The 24,018-nt window shown below is 43.8% G+C and carries 25 protein-coding genes; 22 read left to right on the forward strand and 3 right to left on the reverse strand.

Annotation, left to right across the window (positions count from 1 at the left end; all coding sequences use genetic code 11):
* Positions 1-35 precede the first annotated feature (35 nt).
* From rplO to truA, 13 genes are all read left to right on the forward strand, one after another.
* Positions 36-476 carry a 50S ribosomal protein L15 gene (gene rplO, locus IGI69_RS01405; protein WP_003128016.1) on the forward strand — a complete coding sequence of 147 codons (441 nt, stop codon included), beginning with the start codon at positions 36-38 and terminating at the stop codon, positions 474-476.
* Complete coding sequence (secY, locus tag IGI69_RS01410) at positions 476-1,771, forward strand: preprotein translocase subunit SecY (protein ID WP_005227099.1); 1,296 nt, start codon at positions 476-478, stop codon at positions 1,769-1,771. Before rplO ends, secY begins: the two co-directional genes overlap by 1 nt.
* 60 nt (positions 1,772-1,831) lie before the next feature.
* Positions 1,832-2,476, forward strand: coding sequence for an adenylate kinase (locus IGI69_RS01415; RefSeq protein WP_005227100.1), 645 nt, complete (start codon positions 1,832-1,834; stop codon positions 2,474-2,476).
* Positions 2,477-2,664: 188 nt separating this feature from the next.
* Positions 2,665-2,883, forward strand: coding sequence for a translation initiation factor IF-1 (gene infA / locus IGI69_RS01420; protein WP_002288695.1), 219 nt, complete (start codon positions 2,665-2,667; stop codon positions 2,881-2,883).
* A 32-nt stretch (positions 2,884-2,915) separates the two neighbouring features.
* Entirely contained in the window at positions 2,916-3,032 is a 117-nt protein-coding gene (gene rpmJ, locus IGI69_RS01425; protein WP_002288710.1) for a 50S ribosomal protein L36, read from the forward strand.
* 17 nt (positions 3,033-3,049) lie between these two features.
* Positions 3,050-3,415 (forward strand): 30S ribosomal protein S13, encoded by a 366-nt coding sequence (gene rpsM / locus IGI69_RS01430; protein WP_005227102.1) that lies wholly within the window; start codon positions 3,050-3,052, stop codon positions 3,413-3,415.
* Positions 3,416-3,442: 27 nt separating this feature from the next.
* The gene (rpsK, locus tag IGI69_RS01435) at positions 3,443-3,832 is read left to right on the forward strand and encodes a 30S ribosomal protein S11 (RefSeq protein WP_005227104.1); all 390 of its coding nucleotides are present in this window, start codon (positions 3,443-3,445) and stop codon (positions 3,830-3,832) included.
* A gap of 79 nt (positions 3,833-3,911) precedes the next feature.
* Positions 3,912-4,850 (forward strand): DNA-directed RNA polymerase subunit alpha, encoded by a 939-nt coding sequence (locus IGI69_RS01440; RefSeq protein WP_008376367.1) that lies wholly within the window; start codon positions 3,912-3,914, stop codon positions 4,848-4,850.
* A gap of 70 nt (positions 4,851-4,920) precedes the next feature.
* Positions 4,921-5,301, forward strand: coding sequence for a 50S ribosomal protein L17 (gene rplQ / locus IGI69_RS01445; RefSeq protein WP_003128038.1), 381 nt, complete (start codon positions 4,921-4,923; stop codon positions 5,299-5,301).
* Positions 5,302-5,572: 271 nt separating this feature from the next.
* The gene (locus IGI69_RS01450; protein ID WP_438739450.1) at positions 5,573-6,409 is read left to right on the forward strand and encodes an energy-coupling factor ABC transporter ATP-binding protein; all 837 of its coding nucleotides are present in this window, start codon (positions 5,573-5,575) and stop codon (positions 6,407-6,409) included.
* Complete coding sequence (locus IGI69_RS01455) at positions 6,385-7,251, forward strand: energy-coupling factor ABC transporter ATP-binding protein (protein ID WP_005232516.1); 867 nt, start codon at positions 6,385-6,387, stop codon at positions 7,249-7,251. The genes IGI69_RS01450 and IGI69_RS01455 overlap by 25 nt, the downstream gene beginning before the upstream one ends.
* The gene (locus tag IGI69_RS01460; RefSeq protein ID WP_005227113.1) at positions 7,241-8,038 is read left to right on the forward strand and encodes an energy-coupling factor transporter transmembrane component T family protein; all 798 of its coding nucleotides are present in this window, start codon (positions 7,241-7,243) and stop codon (positions 8,036-8,038) included. The genes IGI69_RS01455 and IGI69_RS01460 overlap by 11 nt, the downstream gene beginning before the upstream one ends.
* Positions 8,039-8,193: 155 nt before the next feature.
* The gene (gene truA, locus IGI69_RS01465) at positions 8,194-8,940 is read left to right on the forward strand and encodes a tRNA pseudouridine(38-40) synthase TruA (RefSeq protein WP_008376361.1); all 747 of its coding nucleotides are present in this window, start codon (positions 8,194-8,196) and stop codon (positions 8,938-8,940) included.
* A gap of 57 nt (positions 8,941-8,997) precedes the next feature.
* Here truA and IGI69_RS01470 read toward each other — a convergent pair whose 3' ends face one another.
* Positions 8,998-10,311: an MFS transporter gene (locus IGI69_RS01470; RefSeq protein ID WP_074535394.1), complete on the reverse strand. Its 1,314-nt coding sequence runs from the start codon at positions 10,309-10,311 to the stop codon at positions 8,998-9,000.
* Between the two features lie 302 nt (positions 10,312-10,613).
* Between IGI69_RS01470 and IGI69_RS01475 the strand changes: the two genes are divergently transcribed.
* Positions 10,614-11,600: an Rgg/GadR/MutR family transcriptional regulator gene (locus IGI69_RS01475; protein WP_008376357.1), complete on the forward strand. Its 987-nt coding sequence runs from the start codon at positions 10,614-10,616 to the stop codon at positions 11,598-11,600.
* Between the two features lie 208 nt (positions 11,601-11,808).
* Here IGI69_RS01475 and IGI69_RS01480 read toward each other — a convergent pair whose 3' ends face one another.
* Complete coding sequence (locus IGI69_RS01480) at positions 11,809-14,457, reverse strand: YfhO family protein (protein WP_438739453.1); 2,649 nt, start codon at positions 14,455-14,457, stop codon at positions 11,809-11,811.
* Positions 14,458-14,619: 162 nt separating this feature from the next.
* Complete coding sequence (gene rpmB / locus IGI69_RS01485) at positions 14,620-14,808, reverse strand: 50S ribosomal protein L28 (RefSeq protein ID WP_003128045.1); 189 nt, start codon at positions 14,806-14,808, stop codon at positions 14,620-14,622.
* A 266-nt stretch (positions 14,809-15,074) separates the two neighbouring features.
* Here rpmB and IGI69_RS01490 point away from each other — a divergent pair, with 266 nt between their 5' ends.
* From IGI69_RS01490 to opp4B, 8 genes are all read left to right on the forward strand, one after another.
* On the forward strand, positions 15,075-15,437 hold the full coding sequence (locus IGI69_RS01490) for an Asp23/Gls24 family envelope stress response protein (protein WP_005227125.1): 363 nt from the start codon (positions 15,075-15,077) through the stop codon (positions 15,435-15,437).
* A 46-nt stretch (positions 15,438-15,483) separates the two neighbouring features.
* Positions 15,484-17,166 carry a DAK2 domain-containing protein gene (locus IGI69_RS01495; RefSeq protein WP_438739455.1) on the forward strand — a complete coding sequence of 561 codons (1,683 nt, stop codon included), beginning with the start codon at positions 15,484-15,486 and terminating at the stop codon, positions 17,164-17,166.
* 111 nt (positions 17,167-17,277) lie between these two features.
* Positions 17,278-19,308 carry an ATP-dependent DNA helicase RecG gene (gene recG / locus IGI69_RS01500; RefSeq protein WP_438739457.1) on the forward strand — a complete coding sequence of 677 codons (2,031 nt, stop codon included), beginning with the start codon at positions 17,278-17,280 and terminating at the stop codon, positions 19,306-19,308.
* 45 nt (positions 19,309-19,353) lie between these two features.
* The gene (gene plsX, locus IGI69_RS01505; protein ID WP_422704966.1) at positions 19,354-20,373 is read left to right on the forward strand and encodes a phosphate acyltransferase PlsX; all 1,020 of its coding nucleotides are present in this window, start codon (positions 19,354-19,356) and stop codon (positions 20,371-20,373) included.
* 110 nt (positions 20,374-20,483) lie between these two features.
* Positions 20,484-20,726, forward strand: coding sequence for an acyl carrier protein (gene acpP / locus IGI69_RS01510; RefSeq protein WP_005227129.1), 243 nt, complete (start codon positions 20,484-20,486; stop codon positions 20,724-20,726).
* 323 nt (positions 20,727-21,049) lie between these two features.
* Positions 21,050-22,057: an ABC transporter ATP-binding protein gene (locus tag IGI69_RS01515; protein WP_005227130.1), complete on the forward strand. Its 1,008-nt coding sequence runs from the start codon at positions 21,050-21,052 to the stop codon at positions 22,055-22,057.
* Positions 22,058-23,002: an ABC transporter ATP-binding protein gene (locus tag IGI69_RS01520; RefSeq protein WP_074934440.1), complete on the forward strand. Its 945-nt coding sequence runs from the start codon at positions 22,058-22,060 to the stop codon at positions 23,000-23,002. It begins immediately after the preceding gene.
* Positions 23,002-23,958, forward strand: a complete 957-nt coding sequence (gene opp4B / locus IGI69_RS01525; protein WP_005227132.1) for an oligopeptide ABC transporter permease — start codon at positions 23,002-23,004, stop codon at positions 23,956-23,958. Before IGI69_RS01520 ends, opp4B begins: the two co-directional genes overlap by 1 nt.
* Positions 23,959-24,018 lie beyond the last annotated feature (60 nt).

Raw genomic sequence — 24,018 nt, forward strand, 5'->3', positions numbered from 1 at the left:
AGCAGATCTAGTTTGATTAAGGAGGTGCCAAACCTATGAAACTTCATGAATTAAAACCATCAGAAGGCTCACGCCAAGTACGTAACCGTGTCGGTCGAGGAACTTCATCTGGTAACGGTAAAACAGCTGGACGTGGACAAAAAGGTCAAAAAGCTCGTTCAGGCGGCGGAGTACGTCTAGGATTCGAAGGTGGACAAACACCATTGTTCCGTCGTTTACCAAAACGTGGCTTTACAAATGTGAACCGCAAAGAATATGCAGTCATCAATCTTGATGTCTTGAACCGCTTTGAAGACGGTGCTGAAGTAACACCTGTTGCTTTACACGAAGCTGGAATCGTCAAAGACGAAAAAGCTGGAATCAAAGTATTAGCTAACGGAGAATTAACGAAGAAATTGACTGTGAAAGCAGCTAAATTCTCAAAAGCAGCTGAAGAAGCAATCGTTGCTGCTGGTGGATCAATCGAGGTGATCTAATGATCAGACTATTGAAGGATGCCTTTAAGGTTAAGGATATTAGATCCAGAATATTGTTCACCGTCTTAATCTTGTTTGTCTTTCGTCTGGGAACACATATTACTGTGCCAGGCGTAGACGCAAGTCGCCTAAATACCATCGCGGATCTACCATTTTTAAACATGTTAAACTTGGTAAGTGGTGGCGCCATGCAACAATTTTCGATTTTCTCGATGGGGGTTTCGCCTTACATCACTGCCTCAATTGTTATTCAGTTGTTGCAGATGGATATCGTCCCTAAATTTGTTGAATGGTCGAAGCAAGGTGAAGTGGGTCGTAAGAAACTAAATCAGGCAACACGTTACTTGACGTTGGTATTGGGCTTTGTCCAATCCATGACATTAACGGCTGGATTTAACTATTACACTCAACTCGGGTTTGTAAACAATCCTAATATGGCAACCTATATCGTGATCGGTCTGATTTTAACAGCCGGAACGATGTTAGTCACTTGGTTAGGAGAGCAGATCACCGAGCGTGGTATCGGAAACGGTGTGTCAATGATCATCTTTGCAGGGATCATTTCACGCTTACCAGCAAGCATCAAAGAATTGATTGAAGATTACTTCATTAACGTGGATCAATCGGATATCTGGCTAAATGCTATCTTTATGGCGCTGCTTGTGATCGCTGTGTTGATCGTCATTACTTTAGTAACGTATGTTCAACAAGCAGAACGCAAGATTCCGATCCAATATACAAAACGGGTAGCAGGAGCGCCTACCAGCAGTTACCTTCCTTTGAAAGTAAATGCTGCCGGGGTTATCCCAGTTATCTTTGCCAGTTCTTTTATTACAACACCAAATGCGATCATTCAAGCATTAGGTAGTTCATATAGAGGAGAAACTTGGTACGAAGTGGTGCAAACGATCTTTAGTTACAACACTGTACCGGGTGCGATCATCTATACTGTCTTGATCGTTGCGTTTACTTTCTTCTACGCATTTGTTCAAGTGAACCCTGAGAAATTAGCGGAAAACTTGCAAAAACAAGGAAGTTACATTCCGAGTGTGCGTCCTGGTAAAGGAACCGAAGAATATGTATCACGTTTGTTGATGCGATTAAGCACGGTTGGATCGATCTTTTTAGGATTGGTTGCTTTACTTCCAATCATCGCTCAGATGGCTTGGAATCTACCGCAATCGATCGGTCTAGGTGGAACGAGTCTATTGATCATTATCGGTGTGGCACTTGATACTGCCAAGCAGTTAGAAGGGCTTATGCTGAAACGGAAATATACTGGTTTCATCAATTAAAGTTATTGAAGTGTTGAGGATTTCCTCAACACTATTCAAAAACTTACAGGAGGAATTAGAATGAACTTCATTTTAATGGGATTACCTGGTGCTGGAAAAGGTACTCAGGCAGAACGTATCGTTGCTGAATACGGTCTTCCTCATATTTCAACAGGCGATATGTTTCGGGCTGCGATGGCGAACGAAACAGAACTAGGCCTTAAAGCAAAATCATACATGGATCAAGGCGCATTAGTTCCTGATGAGGTTACAAATGGGATCGTTAAAGAACGTTTAGCTGAACCTGATACCGAGAAAGGTTTCTTATTAGATGGTTTTCCTCGTACATTGGATCAAGCAAAAGCGTTAGATGAGATGCTAGCTGACCTTAACAAAAAACTTGATGCCGTTATTGATATTCATGTTCCTGAAGAAGTTCTTGTAGAACGTTTAGCCGGCCGCTTCATGTGCCGCAATTGTGGGGCAACTTATCATAAATTGTTCAATCCTCCAAAAGAGGAAGGAACATGTGATCGTTGTGGAAGTCATGACTTCTACCAGCGTGAAGATGATAAGCCTGAGACGGTCAAAAATCGTCTAGCTGTCAATATCAAAAGCAGTGAACCAATTTTGACTTATTACAAAGACAAAGGGTTATTGCAATCGATTGATGGGGATCGCGACATCGACGCTGTATTCGAAGATGTTCAAAAGATCATTGACTAATCATAGATTGCCCGAGTCCAACTTGCAGCTTAAAACTTTCTCTTGAAATCTTTGACAGGATATGATAGAATATGTCAGTCCGACTTCTACTTTTTATTAAGTAGGAGCATAGTTTGAGAATATCAGGTGGGAACCGAGTTTCCGCCATTTTATCGTGTGAAAATCACAAGTACAAGGAGGTACTGTGCGTGGCAAAAGAAGATATGATTGAAGTCGAAGGTACAGTCGTCGAAACTTTGCCGAATGCAATGTTTAAAGTAGAATTGGAAAACGGACACCAAGTTCTAGCGACCGTTTCTGGTAAGATCCGGATGCACTACATTCGTATTTTACCTGGAGACAAAGTGACGGTGGAATTATCCCCGTATGATCTGAACCGTGGCCGCATTACTTATCGCTTTAAATAATTGTACTCCGTAAAACCACAGGAGGTATTATCATGAAAGTAAGACCATCAGTAAAACCAATGTGCGAACATTGTAAAGTAATTCGTCGTAAAGGACGCGTTATGGTGATTTGCCCAGCAAATCCAAAACATAAACAACGTCAAGGATAATCGGAGGTGTAACAAATATGGCTCGTATTGCAGGAGTAGATATTCCTCGTGATAAACGTGTGGTCGTTTCACTTACTTATATCTATGGTATTGGTAACACGACTGCAAAACAAATTTTAGCTGACGCTGGCGTGTCTGAAGAAGTTCGCGTTCGTGATTTAACGAATGAACAAACAGATGCTATCCGTGCGGAAGTTGATAAATTAAAAGTTGAAGGTGACCTTCGTCGTGAAGTGAACTTAAACATCAAACGATTGATGGAAATCGGTTCTTACCGTGGAATCCGTCATCGCCGTGGATTGCCAGTTCGTGGACAAAACACGAAAAACAATGCACGTACTCGTAAAGGCCCGTCTAAAACAGTCGCAGGCAAGAAAAAATAATTCCTAAGTGAAGGAGGTTAAAACTTCATGGCAGCAAAAAAAGTGAGTCGTAAACGCCGTGTGAAAAAGAATATTGAAGCGGGTATTGCACATATTCACTCAACATTCAATAATACAATCGTAATGATCACTGATACTCATGGTAATGCATTAGCATGGTCATCAGCTGGTTCATTAGGTTTCAAAGGAAGCAAAAAATCTACTCCTTTTGCCGCTCAAATGGCAGCAGAAACAGCTACCAAAGCAGCAATGGAACACGGATTAAGAACTGTTGAAGTAACAGTTAAAGGACCTGGTTCTGGACGTGAAGCAGCAATTCGTTCATTACAAGCAGCAGGTTTGGAAGTGAGTGCGATCCGTGACGTGACTCCAGTCCCTCATAATGGATGCCGCCCTCCAAAACGCCGTCGTGTTTAATGAGTGCTGCTCATTTTGAGTGTAACAAATACGTCATTGAACAAGACACTTTTCGTTTTGAAAGGGGTAATAGATAAGAATGATTGAATTCGAAAAACCAAGAATCGCAAAGATTGATGAAGACAAAGATTATGGCAAGTTCATCGTGGAACCTCTTGAAAGAGGCTACGGAACTACACTAGGAAATTCCCTACGTCGTATTTTATTATCTTCTTTACCTGGTGCGGCAATCACCAATATTCAAATCGATGGAGTTTTACACGAATTCTCAACTGTTAAGGGTGTTCGGGAAGACGTTGCTCAAATCATCTTGAATATTAAAGGTCTTGCATTGAAAATGTACGGGGATGAAGAAAAGACCCTTGAAATTGATATTTCAGGACCTGCTACAGTAACTGCTGGCGATATCATCGTTGATAGTGATGTAGAAATCCTTAACAAAGATATGTATATCTGTACCGTTTCTGAAGGTGCTACGTTCCATGCTCGCTTAACAGTGAAACCTGGCCGCGGCTACGTTCAAGCGGACGAAAACAAAAAAGAAGACATGCCGATCGGCGTTCTTCCAGTCGATTCAATCTATACACCAGTACGTCGTGTCAACTACCAAGTAGAAAACACACGTGTCGGTCGTCGGGATGATTTCGACAAATTAACGATGGAAATATGGACTGATGGCTCAATCGAACCATTGGAAGCAATGAGTTTGTCTGCGAAGATCATGACTGAACATTTAGACATCTTTGTTAACCTAACGGATGAAGCGAAAAACGCTGAAATCATGGTTGAAAAAGAAGAAACACAAAAAGAAAAAATGTTGGAAATGACGATCGAAGAATTAGACTTATCTGTTCGTTCATACAACTGTCTAAAACGTGCAGGAATCAATACTGTACAAGAATTGACAAACAAATCTGAACCAGAAATGATCAAAGTAAGAAACTTAGGCCGTAAATCTCTTGAAGAGGTCAAAGTGAAATTACATGATTTAGGTTTAGGACTACGTAAAGACGATTAAACCGTTTTCGATTACGTTAGTTCGGTTCGTCTGACCGATACAACATTCGAAAGTGAAGGAGGGAAACCACGTGAGTTATCGTAAACTAGGACGCACATCTAGCCAACGTAAAGCGATGTTGCGTGATTTGACAACTGATTTATTCATTAACGAACGTATCGTTACGACTGAAGCTCGTGCGAAAGAAGTTCGTTCAACTGCAGAAAAAATGATCACTTTAGGTAAACGTGGTGATTTGCATGCACGTCGTCAAGCAGCAGCATTCGTTCGTAATGAAGTTGCAAGTGTACGTGAAGAAAACGAAGAAGTAGTTATTGAATCAGCATTACAAAAATTATTCAATGATATCGCTCCTCGTTACACAGATCGCCAAGGTGGATATACTCGTATCTTGAAAACAGAACCAAGACGCGGAGATGCTGCACCAATGGTTATCCTAGAACTTGTTTAAAATCACACTTATCATCACTTTATAGATGTTTACTAAGAGTGTTATGATGTTGGAAGAAACTTTCCGAGTCTAGCTCAGCGCCTACACCTCGATGTATTTCGAGGTGTACGCACTCATCATAAAGTGCTTTTTTTTTACTTTCGATTACCTGTCAAGACAGGTAATGGCAAGTGAAAAAAAGATCTGGAGACAAATCGTGCGTGAATCATTGAAAAACGTGCGCTTTTTTGGTAGTGTTAGAAAGAATTAATCGCAAATGAAGGAGTCTATCATGAAGCCAATCATTGAATTGAATGCTATTACTGTGCGTTATAGCGAAGAAGAGCGTGCCGCGTTAAATAACGTATCCTTTTCCATCAACAAAGGGGAATGGGTGGCGTTGATCGGCCATAACGGCTCTGGTAAATCAACTTTAGCAAAAACCATCAATGGCTTGATCTTGCCGCAAGAAGGCAGTGTTTCTGTCGGCGGATTGCCTTTGAATGAAGAAAATATCTGGAATATTCGAAAAATGGTCGGTATGGTCTTTCAAAACCCTGACAATCAATTCGTTGGTTCGACGGTGGAAGATGATGTGGCTTTCGGTTTGGAAAATCAAGGAATCCCACGTGAAGAAATGCTGGTTCGTGTCAAAGACGCTCTGGAACAAGTACGGATGAGCGAGTTTGCGACCCGGGAACCCGCGCGTCTTTCTGGTGGTCAAAAACAGCGGGTAGCTATTGCGGGCGTCGTTGCATTGCGCCCAGATATCATCATTCTTGATGAAGCCACTAGTATGCTAGATCCAGAAGGTCGTGAAGAAGTGACCGCAACGATCAAAAAAATCAAAGAGAAAAACAATTTGACCGTGCTTTCGATCACCCATGATATCGATGAAGCAGCCAATGCCAATCGGGTGCTGGTGATGCGTCAAGGAGAGCTCGTCCGCGAAGGGACACCCGCAGAGATTTTTTCTGCAGGTCCAGAACTGATTGAGCTAGGCTTAGATCTGCCATTTCCTGAAAAATTAAAGGCGGCACTAAAACAGCGGGGCGTCACGGTACCGCAAGCGTACTTAACTGAAGAAGGGATGGTGGATTGGCTATGGACATCCGTTTTGAACAAGTAGGATTCACCTACCAACCGCATTCTCCGTTTGAACAACGGGTTTTGTTCGATATTGATTTAGAGATCAAAGAAGGCTCTTATACTGCCTTAGTCGGTCATACAGGGAGCGGAAAATCTACGTTGTTGCAGCACTTGAATGCATTATTAAAACCAACGACCGGCACGGTCACGATCGGTGAGCGAGTCATCAAACCCGAGACAGATAACAAAAATCTAAAACCGTTACGTAAAAAAGTCGGGATCGTTTTTCAATTTCCTGAATCCCAATTATTTGAAGAAACCGTTGCAAGAGATATCGCTTTTGGACCGAAAAACTTTGGGGTCTCCGAAGAAGCAGCCAAAGGTTTAGCCCAAGAATACATTCAATTGGTAGGTTTAGATGAAAGTTTTCTGGAACGTTCACCCTTTGACCTTTCAGGGGGCCAAATGCGCCGTGTAGCGATTGCTGGGGTCTTGGCTATGGAACCAGAAGTTTTGGTCTTAGACGAGCCGACAGCTGGCTTAGATCCACAAGGACGCAAAGAGATGATGGAAATGTTTGATCGCCTGCATCGGGAAAAGAACATGACGATCATTTTAGTGACCCACTTGATGGATGATGTGGCGAACTATGCTGATTATGTCTATGTGTTAGAAAAGGGACGTCTCGTCAAAGCAGGCACGCCGTCCGTTGTGTTTCAAGACACTGCCTGGCTGCAAGAAAAGCAGTTGGGGGTACCGACAGCAACCGCATTTGCGGAGCAACTACAAGCCAGAGGATTGGCATTTGAGCAGTTGCCGCTAACAGCTGATGAGCTGGCAGATGTTTTAGTAGCAAAGGGGGCGACTGCCCATGATGAATAAACTGATTTTCGGTCGTTTTATTCCAGGGGACTCCTTGATCCACCGTTTAGATCCACGAGTCAAATTGATTGCTAGTTTTTATTTTATCGCGATTATCTTTTTGGCGAATAATTGGCAAAGCTATTTATTAGCGGGTGCTTTTACGCTCTTTTGTATCTCCTTTTCAAAAATCGATTTTGGCTTCTTTATTCGAGGCGTGCGTCCTTTGATTTGGCTGATTTTATTTACTGTGGCGTTACAGATTTTATTTACTACCGGCGGCGACGTCTACTGGTCTTGGTGGATCTTTAACATCACAGAATTTGGTGTCCAAAACGGGATTTTTATTTTTTGCCGTTTTGTTTTGATCATTTTCATGTCGACCTTGTTGACGTTAACGACGCCTCCATTAGAGCTTTCAGATGCGATCGAATACATTTTGCGTCCTTTAAAAGCGATCCGTTTCCCTGTCCATGAAATCTCACTGATGCTGTCGATCGCGTTGCGCTTTGTGCCAACCTTGATGGATGAAACAGAAAAAATTATGAATGCTCAGCGTGCCCGCGGGGTCGATTTCGGCGAAGGGGGACTGTTGCAGAAGATGAAGGCGATCGTTCCTTTATTGATTCCTTTATTTGTCAGCAGCTTTAACCGTGCGGAAGATCTAGCTACCGCTATGGAAGCCAGAGGCTATCAAGGCGGCGAAGGGCGTACCAAGTATCGTATTTTGCACTGGCACCAACGGGACACATTGGTTGTCATCGTTTTTGCGCTCTTTACAGTAGCATTAGTGTTCTTAAGAGGATAAACGAAGACCTATGATTGAAGTCAACCCACGAAAGGTTCTTAACGAAGCAACGAGACTGCTGGCAATCCCAGCGGCTGGTTCGAAAAGGCCTGTCGATCGATCAGACTTTTCTCATAGGCCTTTTTTTGAAAAAATAGAAAGAAACAGGTGATTCAATGGTCCGCTATAAAGCGACGATCGCTTATGATGGTACGAATTTTCAAGGATTTCAGCGTCAACCCAATGGACGAACGGTTCAAGAAGAGATTGAAAAGACATTAACGAAGATGAACAATGGGCAACCGATCCAGATTCATGGCTCTGGCCGCACCGATGCGGGGGTCCATGCGCAAGGGCAAGTGATCCACTTCGATTTCCCTCAAAAGCGTCCACTGGAAAAAATGCGCTTTGGATTAGATACCCAAACGCCAGAAGATGTTGCGGTAAAATCGGTGGAGATCGTTGACGATACCTTCCATGCCCGCTACTTAGTCATTGAAAAAACCTACCAGTTTCGGGTAGACATTGGGAAGCCCCGCAGTCCTTTCCGCCGTCATTATGCAAGTTATTATCCGTATCCGCTAGATTTGGAAAAAATCCAACGGGCGTTGCCAGATTTTTTAGGCACCCATGACTTTACCAGTTTTTGTGCGACGGGCAGTTCAGTCGATGACAAGACGCGGACGATCCATGAGGCGTCCATGGCGGTCAATGACGCTGGAGATGAGTTGATTTTTACCTTTCGCGGCGATGGATTTTTGTACAAGATGATCCGGATCATGGTGGGCACATTGCTGAAAATCGGCAATGGACGGATCGCACCTGACAGCATTCCTGCAATCATTGCGCAAAAAGACCGAAATGCGGCAGGTCCCACGGCTCATCCAGAAGGATTGTATTTGGTTCATGTTGCTTATGAATAAGGAAAAACACAAGCTTCGCTGCTCTTACACAACAAGAGATAGCGAAAGCTTGTGTTTTTATTTTTTCTCAGGTAAAACAGAGGTGGTTTCTTGCCAATCTTCAGTCCTTTCCGCAGCGATTTTAGGCGCAGCAGTGGTGGGTGTTTTTTCCAAGGTACCGGCAGCGACTAAGGCGGCGATGGCTACCAAAAATGCGAAAAGCAAGTAAAGCAGCCAGCTCCAAGCAACGTGATAGCGATTGCCGATGCCTAAAAAGACCATTTGTCCGACAGGTCCCCCTAGCATCACAATGGTGGAAAAGATCCCGCTGCTGATGGCGAGATGTTCTTCATCAATCTCACGAATCAGATGTGCCGAAAAACGAGGATTGATTTTTCCAATCAGATAGCCTTCAGCAAAGAGCAGCGCAATCATGAGCCAACGGTTATGCAGGAAGAGAAAATTCAAGGTCAACAGACATAAAACGAAAGAGGTATACGCAATCAAGCGAACCAGACCGGTATTCTTGAACCAGTCGGCAGCAAACAAGGCGCCAGCGACCATACCGATCGAAGTAGCGATGCCTGCCATCGCAACGGTGTTGCCATAAGTGGCAAACCAAAGCGCAAGGTCATCCAACAGCTGGAGATTTAGTAGACCGCTCGTACTAGCAGCTAAGGTATTGATCAGTAAGGCAAAGAGGATCATCTTTTTAAGAAAAGCCGTACCAGTCAATAATTTAAAAGTATCCGAGAAATTCTGAAAGAGTGGTGTTGCTGCTTGATTGATTTTCCCTGGCACCGCATAGAAGAGCGAGCGGTTCAGGAAGATCACGATCGCGGCTAAGAAAAACGTCACGGCATTGATCAAACCAAAAGCCGCAAAGTTATTATTCAGTAAAATGATCCCCCAAGCACCGATGCCTTGAAAGACGATTTGAACGGTGGTTTGACACGCCATTTGAAAGCCCATGGCACTGTCTAAGGCATCAGCAGGCACAAGACGGCGAACATAGGGCAGCTGTAACCCAGAACAATAAGCGCCCAAACAATCAGATACAATGTTGATGCCTAGCAAAAGGAAGAAAGACCATAAACTAGGCGGCAGTTGGATCAAAAAAGCGAGTGCCACGAAAAGGACTCCTTGTAATAGTCGACTGCTGATCATCCATTGCACTTTGTTTTTGGTACGATCGGCTAGATAGCCGGTCAGGATCCGTAAGAGATCAGGGATCAGCAGTGCCATGGAGGCTAAGGAAACAGCAAGGGCATTAAAGGGTAAAGTACTGGCATAAACTACAAAGACGATATTAAATAAACTCATGCCGATACCGCTGAGTAGGGCGGCGTTGACTAAGGCACGATAGCCGTTGTTTTGTTGATATTCTTTCATCGAAATCATCCTTTCACGTTCTACGTTGTAAAATCAGTATAGGATGCTTTATACTAAGAGAAGAAAATAATCCACTATAGTGGAATTTAAATGTACCAGGAGCATACCAGAGGTTACTGTCACGAGTGATTAGCAGTTAAAAGAGTGGCATGTAAATAAGGTGCCGCAGATTTTGCTCCTCAACATTTTATAGGTTTGAATCTAAACTTGAATCTAGAACAGGAAAATTTAATTGCGGAGCTTCATTCGTGAAGTGGGATTGGTTTGGCGTTTGTAGACCGATCGTTGTGAGGAGGATGGTTATGGAAGAAGGAAAACTGTACCGACAATTGCGCAAAGAGCGCGGCTATACGATCGCTCAAGTGGCGGATGAACAAAACAGTCGCTCGTTTATCAGTAAATTTGAGCAAGGTGCTTCAAGTATCAGTATTCATCGATTGGAACGCTTATTAGAAAATATCCATGTCACAGTGGAGGAGTTTTATTATTTGCGTGCGCAGCAAAAGGGCGTAAAAGGGCACGACAACCTGATGAGCTTTCCCAGCTATATGACGAGCGAATTTATGGATTTACTGGATCGAATTTTAGGGATCAACAAAGAAGCTTATTTGAGTAACGCCCACGCCCAGAGAAGCAAAGAAGGGCTGGAGGAAATGCGTAGCGAACTGATCGCCGCTTCCAAACAGCATTCTTTTGTTTTTCTGTACCTTGAGATCACAAAGGAGATACATGAAATCAATCTCTCAGGTCCTAAACTCAATCACTCTTCTGGTGACTATATGGAAAAGCTACGCACCAAAACTCGCCCCGTCATTTCCTACCTTACGAAAGTAGACAACTGGGGCGTTTATGAGATTTTGCTTTTTCGTTATTTTCAATTCTTATTTCCTGTCGAAACCTCCTATCACTTACTGCAGATCGCTATCTCTCGCACAAAAAAAGAACAAGGTTTGTCCTTGATGCGAGAAATTCAAATGGATTTGATTTTTAGTTGTTTTACGACGTTTGTCAATTTTCGCCGCCTGGAGTGGGCAAAAGAGGTGTTGACCATTGCAGAGGAATTATTGGCAGATCGCGGAGACATGCTAAACAGTACGCATCTTCTTTGCTATCAAGGATGGTACTGGTATATTTATGGCGATCAAGAAAAAGGACTGTTGAAAATCGATCAAGGGCTTTCGATCTTTCGCGTCTTAAAACAAACCAAAATGGTTAAATTATGGGAGCGATCGTTGCACTCCATCAAGAAAAATGCGGAAGAACCCAACAGTTATCTTATGTTTCGCTAAACGCTCTAAGGGCTAACGGGCTAGGCATTGCTCCCCGAATCGAAGGGGATCTAGCGGGTAATGGATGCTAAGACCACTAGAGCGAACAACTGCGGAACCTGAGCACAAAAAAGAACCAAACTCACCGATCATTGAGAGACACCCATAAGTCAGCTTTTGCTCTAACTTACGGGGAGCGCCTCAAAGGGACGAGTTGGTTCTTTTTCGATTAGGTTTCTGGTGGTTGATCCATGAGTTGGCGTTGGTTGTCCAAGACTTGCTTTTTGGCTACTTGTTTCTGGTAAAACCAAGCAAACAAGATAAACAATGCGATGCAGCCAAAGAACAAGCAAACACCGATAACAAAGCCTTGCGGTAAGAAGGAGAGTTCCAAGTGATGGGTGCCACTTGGGATCGTCACACTGATAAAGCCATCTTGAAAGGCCGTGATTGGGACTTCTTTGCCGTCAAGCGTAGCAGTCCAGCCCTTGTCATAAGGGATGGTTGTTACAAGCTGCTGCTCTTTTTCAGTCGTGATGTCGGCTTTGGCACTGCGTTTGCCGACAGTCATAGCGACCCCTCGTTCTTGGATCGCATCAATTGCTTGTTGGTAGGCGTTGGTATCCAAGGTCACGACTTGCGGGTTTTGGAATGAGATTTCAGGCGTTCCGTAGAAGCTGACGGTGATTTGAACCGTCGTATCGGTCTCATAATGTCCTAAGTCGTAGTATTGACCGTTGATACTGATTTGCGTTTCTCGCTGCTGACCGTTGACTGTCACGGTGGCAGATGAGCTTTCCAATTCTCCGAAGTTGGCAGGGAAGAGACTCAAGTACGCTTGCGAGTTCGCCGGAACCTCCACTTGCCAAGTCACTTCTTTTGCGACATTGCTTTCTTGCTCAGTAAATTTCATATACATGCCGTCATTGGTGATATCTGTATTTTTACTATGGATCACCGTGATCGGCTGAAAGGCAAAATACTCTAAATTTAAATCGGCCAAGCCATTGAAAAGATTTTTCTGGCTCGTCAAGTTGTCGTTTTGCGGCTGTTCAATCGATTCGATGGTCGGTTCAGCCAAGAAACCTAGAGGTAACGCATTTTGATTTTCATAGAGCTTGTATTCACCAGATTCTCCGACTCGTTGAAAGCCGTATTTGGTGAGATTTGGCTTGGAGATATTGTATTTGATTCCTGTAAAAGCATCCATCAGCAAGGTATTATTCGGATAGCGGATATTTAAATTGGTGCCGCGAGACCGAAAGCCCAGCTTATCCAAGTAGCTTGAGGAATTGCGGTTACGAATTGAAGAAAACATGCTGACCCCGCTGTAACCATAATTGATACTATCGTTGGAAGAAACAGGATCAAGGTTTTCTAATCGAAAAAAGGTATCATTGTCTTCGTTGGCTTGAGTGACTAGTTTTTTGATGTCCGGATAAGGTTCTGTATACAAACTGCGAGAAGCATAGTTCCAATCATTCAAAATTCCGCGAACCATGCCGCTCGTATTGACGGCCATTTCTCCGCAGACGAAGATCAGCATCAAGATCGTCACTCGTTTTTGTGTTAAAAGACCTAATTGCCCGAACCCAATACATAACAAGTAAAGAACAAAGAATACGATCGTTAGCGCAAAGGAAGTAGCGGAAACATATTCATAGGTTCCGGCTCCTTTCAATGCGTAGGAGAGGGCAAATACCACGATCGTAGAAAGACCAATAATGAGAAACAATCCGCGATCTTTTTGCTGCAGTTGCTCCCATCCGTATCCCGCCAGCATGATCACTAAGAAGGAGAACAAATAGGCATAGCGGAAAAGGAACATATTTGGGGCATGCATCCCGTGCCAAAAAAGATTCATCGGCACGATATAAAAACTGGCGATCAAAACAGCAAACATGCCAGCGTATAAGAATTTATCTTTCAAGCGGATTTTCTTCGAAACAAAATATAAAATACACAACAGCAACGGCAATAAGCCGATATAGATGAAGGGAATGGAGCCGTATTTTGTCGTATCGTAAACACCGATCATGTTTTTCATCACGAGGTCAAAGACATCGGTGGCTTCGGTTTTAAAGGAAGAAATCGTTGTTAATTCTTCCCCGTTTGAGCGCAAATCCAATAAGGCAGGTAAGATGATCACCATTGAGGCGCCGCCAGCTAACAAGGAGGTGATGCCGTAAGGAATGATCGCCCCCCGAGCTTGCTTCCAGTTGCGCCCCAACTGAACCAAGAAATACATCACGGAAAAGAGACCGATCATAAAGCCCATGTAAAAACTGGATAAAAATAACAGCAGATAACTGATAAATAACACGACTGGTTTTTTCTTTTTCACTAAACGGTCAATACCTAAAATCACTAGCGGTAGATAGATCATGGCATCAAGCCACATGATCAGTTCCGAATGGGCGGTGATGAAGGACATCAAGGCATAACAGACGGCTAAGGTCACATGCTGCCAACGTTGGATCTTAAAGGTTTGGCTGGCATAAAACCAAAACGCCAAGCCCGCACTGCCGATCTTGATCAAGGTCAAGAAGTACAACGCATCTGGCATCAGCTGATTTGGGAAAAACAAGACCAGAGGAGTGAAGATCCCGCCTAAGTAATAGGAGATCAGTGCCAGATAATTCAAGCCTAAAGAGGCATTCCATGTATAAAAGATACTTTGCTTGCCTAAGAGCATATTGCGAAAGCTGGCATGAAAGTTTGAGAATTGCGAAAAGGCATCACTGGCTAAGACACTGCGGCTGCTGCCAGGGTAGATGCCGATGGTCAAATAGATCACTGCCATGATAAGAAACGGCAAGAAGAAACTAGCAAGCATATAAGGCCAATGTTGTTTGGCAAATGTTTTTATTTTCGTCACAAGAAGTCACCTGTTCTTTATCAATTTTTTCTTAGTTTACCACAGGTGAATCGATTAAAAAAACAAAGACCTGTTTTCTTTAATGAAAACCTAAGTGAAAGCGCACCAAAGAAAAAAGGGCACAAAAAAAGCCGTTCAAAACGAACGGCCGAAAAGGTCTAATTATACGCGCTCAACTTTTCCAGATTTCAAAGCACGAGTTGACACCCAAACTTTTTTAGGTTTTCCGTCAATCATAACGCGAACTTTTTGCAAGTTAGGTTTCACAGTACGTTTTGTCGCATTCATTGCGTGAGAACGATTGTTTCCACTTGTAGTTTTACGTCCAGTAAAGTAACAAACTTTAGCCATGTGGTTATTTCCTCCTTTGCCTTGATGTTGGAGCGCTATTTCAGCTCATACCATCTGAATTTATCACAGAAAGGTGAAAAAAGCAAGAGTAATTTTCAAGAAACATTGACTTTTCCCGGTAAACATTGTAAATTAAACAAGGTCGAAATGCAAGACGTTTGGTCAGAAAGCCCCTTTTCATATGTCTCATCCTTTTATTTGCGGTACAGCTATGATAAAATATGTAAGAAGAAAGATGGGTCATGCCCATTGAAGGAGGCTATAAAATGGCTGTAAAAATTCAAACCTCATCAGGTATTATTGAAATCAGCAATGAAGTCATTGCAACAGTGGTCGGAGGCGCAGCAACAGATGTGTTCGGCATTGTTGGTATGGCTAGCAAGAAACAAATCAAAGATAACATCAATGAAATTTTACGAAAAGAAAATTATTCTCGCGGTGTCGTTGTCCGCCAAGAAGAAAACGGCATTGCAGTGGATGTATACACGATCGTCAGCTATGGAACAAAGATTTCCGAAGTTTCCCGCAACGTGCAGGAAAAAGTGAAATACAACTTAGAAACGATGCTAGGTGTATCTGCGAACTCGGTAAATGTATTTGTTCAAGGCGTACGTGTACTGCCAGATTAGGCAAGGGATCCGTTCATGGCGGATGATTTTAAGGAGGACTATCTAAGTGAAGGTAACGAATATCAGCGCAAGTCAGTTTCAAGAAATGGTGCAGGCAGGCGCGGCTCGTCTACAAGTTAATGCAGAGTTTGTCAACTCATTGAATGTGTTTCCTGTTCCAGATGGAGACACTGGGACAAACATGAATCTATCCATGACCAGTGGAGCAAAAGCGGTCGCAGATGCGACTTCAGAAAACGTCGGCGATCTTGCCGCTACACTTTCAAAAGGACTATTGATGGGCGCACGTGGGAATTCTGGCGTCATTTTATCTCAATTATTCCGCGGTTTTTCTAAAGCTATCCCGACCGCAGAAACACTCACTGCACCAGAATTGGCTCAAGCCTTTACTCATGGAGTAGAAACCGCCTATAAAGCAGTCATGAAACCTGTGGAAGGAACCATCTTGACTGTGGCACGCATCGCAGCTGAATATGGCGAGAAAAAAGCACAAACTACCGATGATTGTATCGAAGTGATGAAAGCCGTGGTTCACGGTGCAAAACGTTCATTGGCGAAAACCCCAGATCTATTGCCCGTCTTAAAAGAAGTCGGCGTGGTAGATAGCGGCGGTCAAGGATTGTTGTTCATTTATGAAGGCTTCTTAAATGCGTTGACGGGTGAATACCCAGCCGATGAAATCTTCGAACCTTCCCCAGCGGCTATGGACGAAATGGTCAATGCCGAACATCATCGCAGCGTTCAAGGACACTTAGCGACAGAAGATATCACCTTTGGTTACTGTACAGAAATCATGGTGAAGATCGGTGAAGGTCCGACTGTAGATAGTGAATTTGATTATGAAACATTCCGTAATTACTTAAATGAGTTAGGGGATTCCTTATTAGTGGTCAACGACGATGAGATCATCAAAGTCCATGTCCATACGGAACATCCTGGCGAAGTCATGAATTATGGTCAAAAATTCGGCTCATTGGTGAAAATCAAAGTTGACAACATGCGTCTTCAGCATGAAACGATTTTGGAACACGACCAGCAAGGTGCAAAACCTGAACCAGTGAAACGTCCACGGACACCATTTGCGATCATCGCGATCGCGGCTGGCGAAGGCTTGAAAGAATTGTTCACTAGCCTGGGTGCTTCATATGTCATCAGTGGCGGCCAAACGATGAACCCAAGTACGGAAGACATTTTGTTGGCGATCAATGAAGTTAATGCCGACCAAGTGATCGTTCTACCAAATAACAAAAACATCTTTATGGCTGCACAGCAAGCAGCGGAAGTTTCCGAGATTCCAGTAGCGGTTGTTGAAACACGGACGATCTCACAAGGGATGACAGCGATGCTGGCATTCCACGAGCAATCCACACTAGCTGAAAATCAGCAAGCTATGACCGATGTCTTAGCAAGTGTTGTCAGCGGATCAGTGACTCATGCGATCCGTAATACATCAATTGATGGCATCGAAATTACAGAAGGCGACTTCTTAGGAATGGTCGACGGCAAAATCGTTGTTTCTGTTCCTGATCGTTTCTCTGCTTCCATGACTACCTTAGAAAAAATGATCACAGAAGATACTGAGATCGTCACCATCATTATCGGTGAAGAAGGCAAAGCCAAAGAAGCAGCGAAAATCGAAGAAGCGATCGTTGAACTGCATCCTGAGATCGAAGTAGAGATCCATCAAGGCGATCAGCCAGTTTATCCGTATCTTTTCTCAGCAGAATAAACAAATTAGGCGGCGGGGGCAAAAATCGTAGATGATTTTTGGCTCCGTCTTTTTCTATGAATGCAGGAATCTCTGCAATAAACAAAATCACTTTGGAAAAGGAGGGTACCTATGCTGAATCAGCCACTTACGGTATTAAAGGGTGTCGGAGAAAAACGCGCCCAAGACTTGGCGAGTTTAGGGATCGAAACCATTGAAGACCTGCTGAAGTATTATCCGTTTCGTTATGAAGACATTCAAGAACGGCAATTAGCGGAGATTCAAGACCAAGAAAAAGTAACGATCAAGGGGATCGTCGTTTCCCCGCCGGTCGTCAATCGCTTTGGCTATAAGAAAAGTCGGTTGCAATTTCGCATGATGCAAGACCACGATGTCTTTAATGTCTCCTTTTTCAATCAGCCTTATTTGAAGGATAAAGTAGAGGTCTCAGAAGAGATCGCCGTCTATGGCAAATGGGACGCCAAACGCAAAGGACTGACGGGGATGAAAATTCTCGGCAGCAAGAGCGCAGAAGACTTTGCCCCCATTTATCATGTCAATAAAGCCGTGCGTCAAAGTGTGTTGATCGAACTGATCAAACAGGCATTCCTTGATTTTGGTGATCAGATCACAGAGATCTTGCCTTTGTCATTGATCGAAAAATATCGCTTGTTGGATCGAAAATCCGCGATGTTTGCGATGCACTTTCCTAAAGATCCCCAAGAGAGCCATCAAGCGAAGCGGCGGGTGATTTTTGAAGAGTTCTTTTTGTTCCAAATGCAGATCCAAGGACTGAAGAAAAGCGAAAAAGCCGAGAAAAACGGCTTGGCGATCGATTATGATGTGCAACGCTTGAAAGAGTTTACTCGTAAACTGCCCTTTGAATTGACGAATGCGCAAAAGCGCGTGACCAATGAAATCTGCCATGACCTGAAAAGTCCGCAGCACATGCAGCGACTCTTGCAAGGAGACGTAGGAAGCGGAAAAACAGTCGTGGCGGCGATCGCCCTTTATGCCACGATGACGGCTGGCTTTCAGGGCGCACTGATGGTGCCGACTGAGATTTTGGCTCAGCAGCACCTAGAAAGCTTGAATCAGCTCTTTGACCCCTTAGAAGTGACCACCGCTCTTTTGACAGGCTCGACCAAACCAAAAGAACGGCGAGTCATCTTAGAACAATTAGCAGCCGGGGAGATCGACATCATCGTTGGGACCCATGCGCTGATTCAAGAAGGCGTAGACTTTGCACATCTTGGCTTAGTCATCACCGATGAACAACACCGTTTTGGGGTCAATCAGCGAAAAGTCTTACGGGAAAAAGGCTATCTGCCTGATGTGCTCTTTATGACCGCCACACCAATCCCTCGTACGTTAGCGATCACGGCTTATGGCGAAATGGATGTTTCGGTGATCGATGAAATGCCAGCAGGACGGATTCCTGTAGAGACTCGCTGGGTCCGTCCGCCGCAGTTTGAATCGATCTTAGAGTGGGCGCAAAAAGAATTGGCACGAGGGCATCAGATGTATGTCATCTGTCCTTTGATCGAAGAATCCGAAATGCTGGATGTCAAGAATGCCACGGAGATTTATGAGCAGCTGCAAAGTTACTTTTCTCCTACTTATCAAGTGGGAATGCTGCATGGGAAAATGAAGAATCAAGAAAAAGACAGCATTATGGAAGCTTTCAAAGAAAATCAACTGCAGATCTTGGTTTCCACGACGGTCATCGAAGTAGGGGTCAATGTCCCCAATGCGACAGTGATGCTGATCATTGACGCCGATCGCTTCGGGTTAGCCCAGCTTCATCAATTGCGTGGACGGGTAGGGCGCGGTGCTGATGCTTCTTACTGTATATTGATCGCAAACCCGAAGAATGAGACAGGGGTCGAGCGAATGAAGATCATGACAGAAACCACCAACGGCTTTGTAGTCAGCGAAAAAGATTTGCAGTTGCGAGGACCAGGAGAAGTCTTCGGCAATCGACAATCGGGCTTGCCAGAGTTTGCGGCTGCCGATTTGGTCGCAGATGCCCATATTCTAGAAGTGGCACAAGTCGAAGCTGCCCAGCTTTGGCAAAAAAATGGCTGGCAGCTGTTGCCAGAATTTTCGGCATTGGCGAATTATTTAGCAGCAAAAAAAGCAGACAAACAATTTTTTGATTAAAGAATATGCTATACTGATTGGGAAAATGAAGGGAGTGGCAGCGAGATGCGGATTGCTGTTGATGCAATGGGCGGAGACAACGCCCCAAAAGCGATCGTAGAAGGAGTCATGCTGGCAAAAAAAGACTTTCCAGAGATTGAATTCCTCCTTTACGGAAAAGAAAATGAAATCAAAAAATACATGACGGATGGTAAAAATGTCACCATTATCCACACGGATGAAAAAATCAATAGTGATGATGAACCTGTCAAAGCGATCAGACGAAAAAAAACCGCCTCAATGGTCTTGGCAGCACAAGCGGTCAAAAATGGTGAGGCAGATGCGATTTTTTCAGCTGGAAATACTGGGGCCTTATTAGCGGCTGGTTTGTTTATTGTCGGTCGGATCAAAGGGATCGACCGTCCCGGATTGATGTCCACGATGCCAGTGATCGGCAAAGATGCTGGCTTTGACATGCTGGATCTAGGTGCCAATGCCGACAATAAACCAGAACATTTGGCAAACTATGCCGTTTTAGGGTCCTTTTATGCCCAAAAAGTTCGCGGGATCAATCGACCACGGGTCGGCTTGTTAAATAACGGAACGGAAGAAACCAAAGGCAGTGAATTAACGAAAAAAGCCTTTGAACTGCTTTCGCAAGACCCGACGATCCACTTTATCGGCAATGTCGAGGCTCGGGAATTATTGGATGGTGCAGCTGACGTCGTCGTGACAGATGGCTTTACTGGAAATGCTGTTTTGAAATCGATCGAAGGAACCGCCTTGAATTTGATGGCGCTGTTGAAACAATCGATTCTCGATTCTGGTGCCAAAGGGAAATTAGGCGCATTATTATTAAAAGATGCGTTGCGGAAAGTGAAAAATGAAATGGATTATGCGAAACACGGCGGTGCCGTATTGTTTGGATTGAAAGCCCCAGTCATCAAAACCCATGGTGCGACAGGACCAGAAGCGGTGGCGTACACCATCAAGCAGATCCATACGATGTTAGCGACAGATGTCGTGGCACAATTGGTCGCCCATTTTGAAGAAATGCCGACTGACAAAGACGAAACGCAATCATAATGCAATGATTGTAATGAAATTGCAAAAATATCTAGACAAAAAGCATAGAAAGCAGTACAATGTTTGTTAGCCATTCTATGTTTTGTGCAAACGCGTGGAGGTGAAGCCAGTTGACACGAGATGAAGTATTCAAGAAAGTTGCGGTCGTGATCGCCAATCATTTTGAAATTGACGCAGAGAACGTAACGGATACGATGAGCATTAAAGACGACTTGAACGCTGATTCGATCAGTGTGATGGAATTCGTCCTTGAACTAGAAGATGAATTTGGTACCGAGATTTCTGATGAAGATGCCGAGCAGATCGAAACAGTCGGTGGAGCGGTTGATTATATTTCAAGCCATCTTGCTTAAGACAGACATAAGAGCTAAGTCCTAGATGACTTAGCTCTTTCTTTCTCATAATTGATCCGCTGTGATTTGGGCGGCTTTTCTTTAAAATCAAAATCTAAAAAACGATCGTTAAACCTGACATGACGGCGTTGAAAGCGTAATGTAAATTTTCTGAAAATTCAGTGTATTAACTTTTCTGGGACTTGCATTATTGGTGGCATTTCTATATAATTATTAAGAATATATTATACAATGTTAAGAAAGCTTTTGGAAATGAAATGCATGTTCCTTCTTTTTTTACATTAAATTGCAAGACATCTTAGAAAGTAGAGAGGGGTATTCGATTGTCCAGAGATAATCAATTACTAGATGTTCAAAACCTTCACACAGGTTTTCGTATTAAAGACGATTACTATGACGCAGTAGATGGTATTTCTTTTACACTGGATCGCAATGAGATCTTAGCGATCGTAGGAGAATCTGGTTGCGGCAAGAGTACGTTAGCTACAACGATCATGGGGCTGCATGACCCAAACAACACGAAAATCACCGGAGAAATCTTATATAAAGATTTAAACTTGTCAAACTTAAACGAAACGCTGTACAACAAAATTCGCGGAAATGATATTGGGATGATTTTCCAAGATCCATTGTCTGCACTGAATCCTTTGATGCGGATCGAAGATCAAATCAAAGAAGGGTTATCCTACCATACGGATATGACCGCCGAACAGCGTCAAGCACGAGCATTAGAATTATTAGAACAAGTGGGGATTCCCAATCCGCCGCGAGTAGGACGTCAATACCCTCATGAATTGTCTGGTGGGATGCGTCAGCGGGTCATCATTGCGATCGCGATTGCTTGCAAACCACCAATCATTATTGCCGATGAACCAACGACCGCGTTGGACGTGACGATCCAAGCACAGATCCTTGATCTACTAAAAGATTTGCAAGAAGAAACACAGACGGGGATCATTTTGATCACCCACGATTTAGGTGTCGTAGCAGAGATGGCCGACCGAGTAGCCGTGATGTACGGGGGGCAGTTTGTGGAAGTCGCAACAGCCGAAGAGTTGTTTGCCAATCCGAAACATCCATACACCCGCTCATTGCTTAACTCGATCCCTCAAGAAAATTCACAAGACAGTGAACTGCACGTGATCGAAGGCGTAGTTCCTTCATTGAAAAATATGCCACGGACGGGTTGTCGGTTTGCCGCACGGATTCCTTGGATTCCTGAAAGCGACCACGAAGCAAACCCAGTCTTGCATGAAGTAGCACCTGATCATTTGGTCCGTTGCACATGCTACAAGCATTTTCATTTTAGAGACGAAGAAGGAGAAGTGTAGATGACAGAATTAATTACAATTAAAGATCTGAAAGTCCACTATCCTATTCGCAGCGGATTTTTCAACCGCGTCACGGATCATGTGTATGCCGTTGACGGTGTGGACTTCATCATAGAAAAAGGAAAAACCTACGGATTGGTTGGTGAGTCTGGTTCTGGTAAATCCACGACGGGGAAAGCCATCGTTGGGTTAGAAAAAATCACCAGTGGCGAAATCATTTATGATGGGCAAGACGTGACCAAACGTTCCGTCCGCAAAAAAATGAACTACAACAAAGATGTCCAAATGATTTTCCAAGATTCAATGTCCAGCTTGAATCCTAAAAAACGCGTGGTCGACATTATCGCCGAACCATTACGCAACTTTGAACGCTTAAGCGATCAAGAAGAGAAAAAACGAGTGAAAAGCCTTCTGGATATCGTTGGGATGCCAGAAGATGCCCTATACAAATATCCTCACGAGTTCTCTGGTGGCCAACGTCAGCGGTTAGGGGTTGCCCGCGCGGTAGCATCCAATCCAAAACTGATCGTCGCCGATGAGCCGGTTTCAGCCCTTGACTTATCCGTGCAAGCGCAGGTGCTGAACTTTATGAAACGGATCCAGCAAGAATTTGGCTTAAGTTTCTTATTTATCTCTCATGACTTAGGGGTCGTAAAACACATGTGTGACAATATCGCCATCATGTACAAAGGCCGCTTCGTTGAGATCGGGACACGGGAAGACATCTATCAAGACCCGCGTCACATCTATACAAAACGTTTATTATCAGCGATTCCTCAAATCGACGTAAAAAATCGCGATGCTCACAAAGAAAACCGCCGCAAGGTCGAGTTGGAATATGTGACCCATCAAAAAGATTACTACGACGAATCTGGCAGAGTGTATGACTTGCGTAAAATCACCGAGTCGCACCAAGTCGCATTGAAAAACGGGGGTGCTGAATAATGTGGAAAACAATTCTACGTCGTTTGTTGTTGATGATCCCGCAAGTCATTATTTTGAGTATCTTGATTTTCTTGATCGCACAAGCAATGCCTGGGGATCCATTTACTGGTTTGATCAATCCAAACCAAGATCCAGCTGTTATTGAGCGGATGCGTGAAGCCGCTGGTTTGAATGACCCATGGTATACCCAGTATTTCCGTTGGATCGGAAATGCCTTAAAAGGGGACTTTGGGCAAAGTTTCATCTTTAAATTACCTGTTTCAACGTTATTAGCAGGACGTATCAGCAATACATTGTGGTTATCTTTATTGACGGTCATTTTGACTTACGTGATTGCCATTCCTTTAGGGATGTGGGCAGGACGTTACCAAAATTCATTGCTTGATAAAGTCGTCGTTGTTTACAACTTCTTCAGTTTCGCCGTACCGTTGTTTATCTTTGCGTTGATCGCATTGTTCATCTTCGGTTATCGATTGGCTTGGTTCCCAACGGGTGGTTCCGTTGCACCGGGGGTCAGCGGCATGGCTGAGTTTTGGAGTCGCTTGTATCACCTACTATTACCGGCGATTACTTCTGCATTATTAGGAACAGCAGTGACGATCCAATACTTGCGAAGTGAAGTCATTGATTCGAAATCATTGGATTTCGTTCGTACCGCTCGTTCAAAAGGGGTACCAACGAATAAAGTCTTCTCACGTCACGTTTTCCGTAATGCATCGTTGCCGATCGCATCACAAATGGGCTACGAGATCACATCATTGATCGCAGGTTCTGTGGTCATTGAGAAAATCTTCGCTTACCCAGGTGTCGGAAAACTGTTTATCGATAGTATCGTCCAACGGGACTATGCCGTGATCACTTCACTGACATTGATCTTAGGACTAGCGACCTTGATCGGTACGCTGCTATCAGATATCATCATGAGTATTGTCGATCCAAGAATCAGAATCCAGTAATAGGAGGGGATAAATGTGTCTGAAAAGAAAGAAAAAGTACTAAAACAAGAGAGCATCCCG

This window comes from Enterococcus sp. DIV1083b, from assembly GCF_051713705.1.
Lineage (GTDB): Bacteria > Bacillota > Bacilli > Lactobacillales > Enterococcaceae > Enterococcus_D > Enterococcus_D casseliflavus.

Coding starts and splice junctions, on each gene's coding strand:
- IGI69_RS01450 (WP_438739450.1), top strand. CDS start 5,573: ATGAAGCCAATCATTGAATTGAATGCTATTACTGTGCGTTATAGCGAA.
- plsX (WP_422704966.1), top strand. CDS start 19,354: ATGCGGATTGCTGTTGATGCAATGGGCGGAGACAACGCCCCAAAAGCG.
- rpmJ (WP_002288710.1), top strand. CDS start 2,916: ATGAAAGTAAGACCATCAGTAAAACCAATGTGCGAACATTGTAAAGTA.
- IGI69_RS01490 (WP_005227125.1), top strand. CDS start 15,075: ATGGCTGTAAAAATTCAAACCTCATCAGGTATTATTGAAATCAGCAAT.
- IGI69_RS01440 (WP_008376367.1), top strand. CDS start 3,912: ATGATTGAATTCGAAAAACCAAGAATCGCAAAGATTGATGAAGACAAA.
- rpsM (WP_005227102.1), top strand. CDS start 3,050: ATGGCTCGTATTGCAGGAGTAGATATTCCTCGTGATAAACGTGTGGTC.
- truA (WP_008376361.1), top strand. CDS start 8,194: ATGGTCCGCTATAAAGCGACGATCGCTTATGATGGTACGAATTTTCAA.
- IGI69_RS01460 (WP_005227113.1), top strand. CDS start 7,241: ATGATGAATAAACTGATTTTCGGTCGTTTTATTCCAGGGGACTCCTTG.
- opp4B (WP_005227132.1), top strand. CDS start 23,002: ATGTGGAAAACAATTCTACGTCGTTTGTTGTTGATGATCCCGCAAGTC.
- IGI69_RS01475 (WP_008376357.1), top strand. CDS start 10,614: ATGGAAGAAGGAAAACTGTACCGACAATTGCGCAAAGAGCGCGGCTAT.
- rplO (WP_003128016.1), top strand. CDS start 36: ATGAAACTTCATGAATTAAAACCATCAGAAGGCTCACGCCAAGTACGT.
- rpmB (WP_003128045.1), bottom strand. CDS start 14,808: ATGGCTAAAGTTTGTTACTTTACTGGACGTAAAACTACAAGTGGAAAC.
- IGI69_RS01415 (WP_005227100.1), top strand. CDS start 1,832: ATGAACTTCATTTTAATGGGATTACCTGGTGCTGGAAAAGGTACTCAG.
- rpsK (WP_005227104.1), top strand. CDS start 3,443: ATGGCAGCAAAAAAAGTGAGTCGTAAACGCCGTGTGAAAAAGAATATT.
- IGI69_RS01470 (WP_074535394.1), bottom strand. CDS start 10,311: ATGAAAGAATATCAACAAAACAACGGCTATCGTGCCTTAGTCAACGCC.
- recG (WP_438739457.1), top strand. CDS start 17,278: ATGCTGAATCAGCCACTTACGGTATTAAAGGGTGTCGGAGAAAAACGC.
- IGI69_RS01455 (WP_005232516.1), top strand. CDS start 6,385: ATGGACATCCGTTTTGAACAAGTAGGATTCACCTACCAACCGCATTCT.
- IGI69_RS01520 (WP_074934440.1), top strand. CDS start 22,058: ATGACAGAATTAATTACAATTAAAGATCTGAAAGTCCACTATCCTATT.
- secY (WP_005227099.1), top strand. CDS start 476: ATGATCAGACTATTGAAGGATGCCTTTAAGGTTAAGGATATTAGATCC.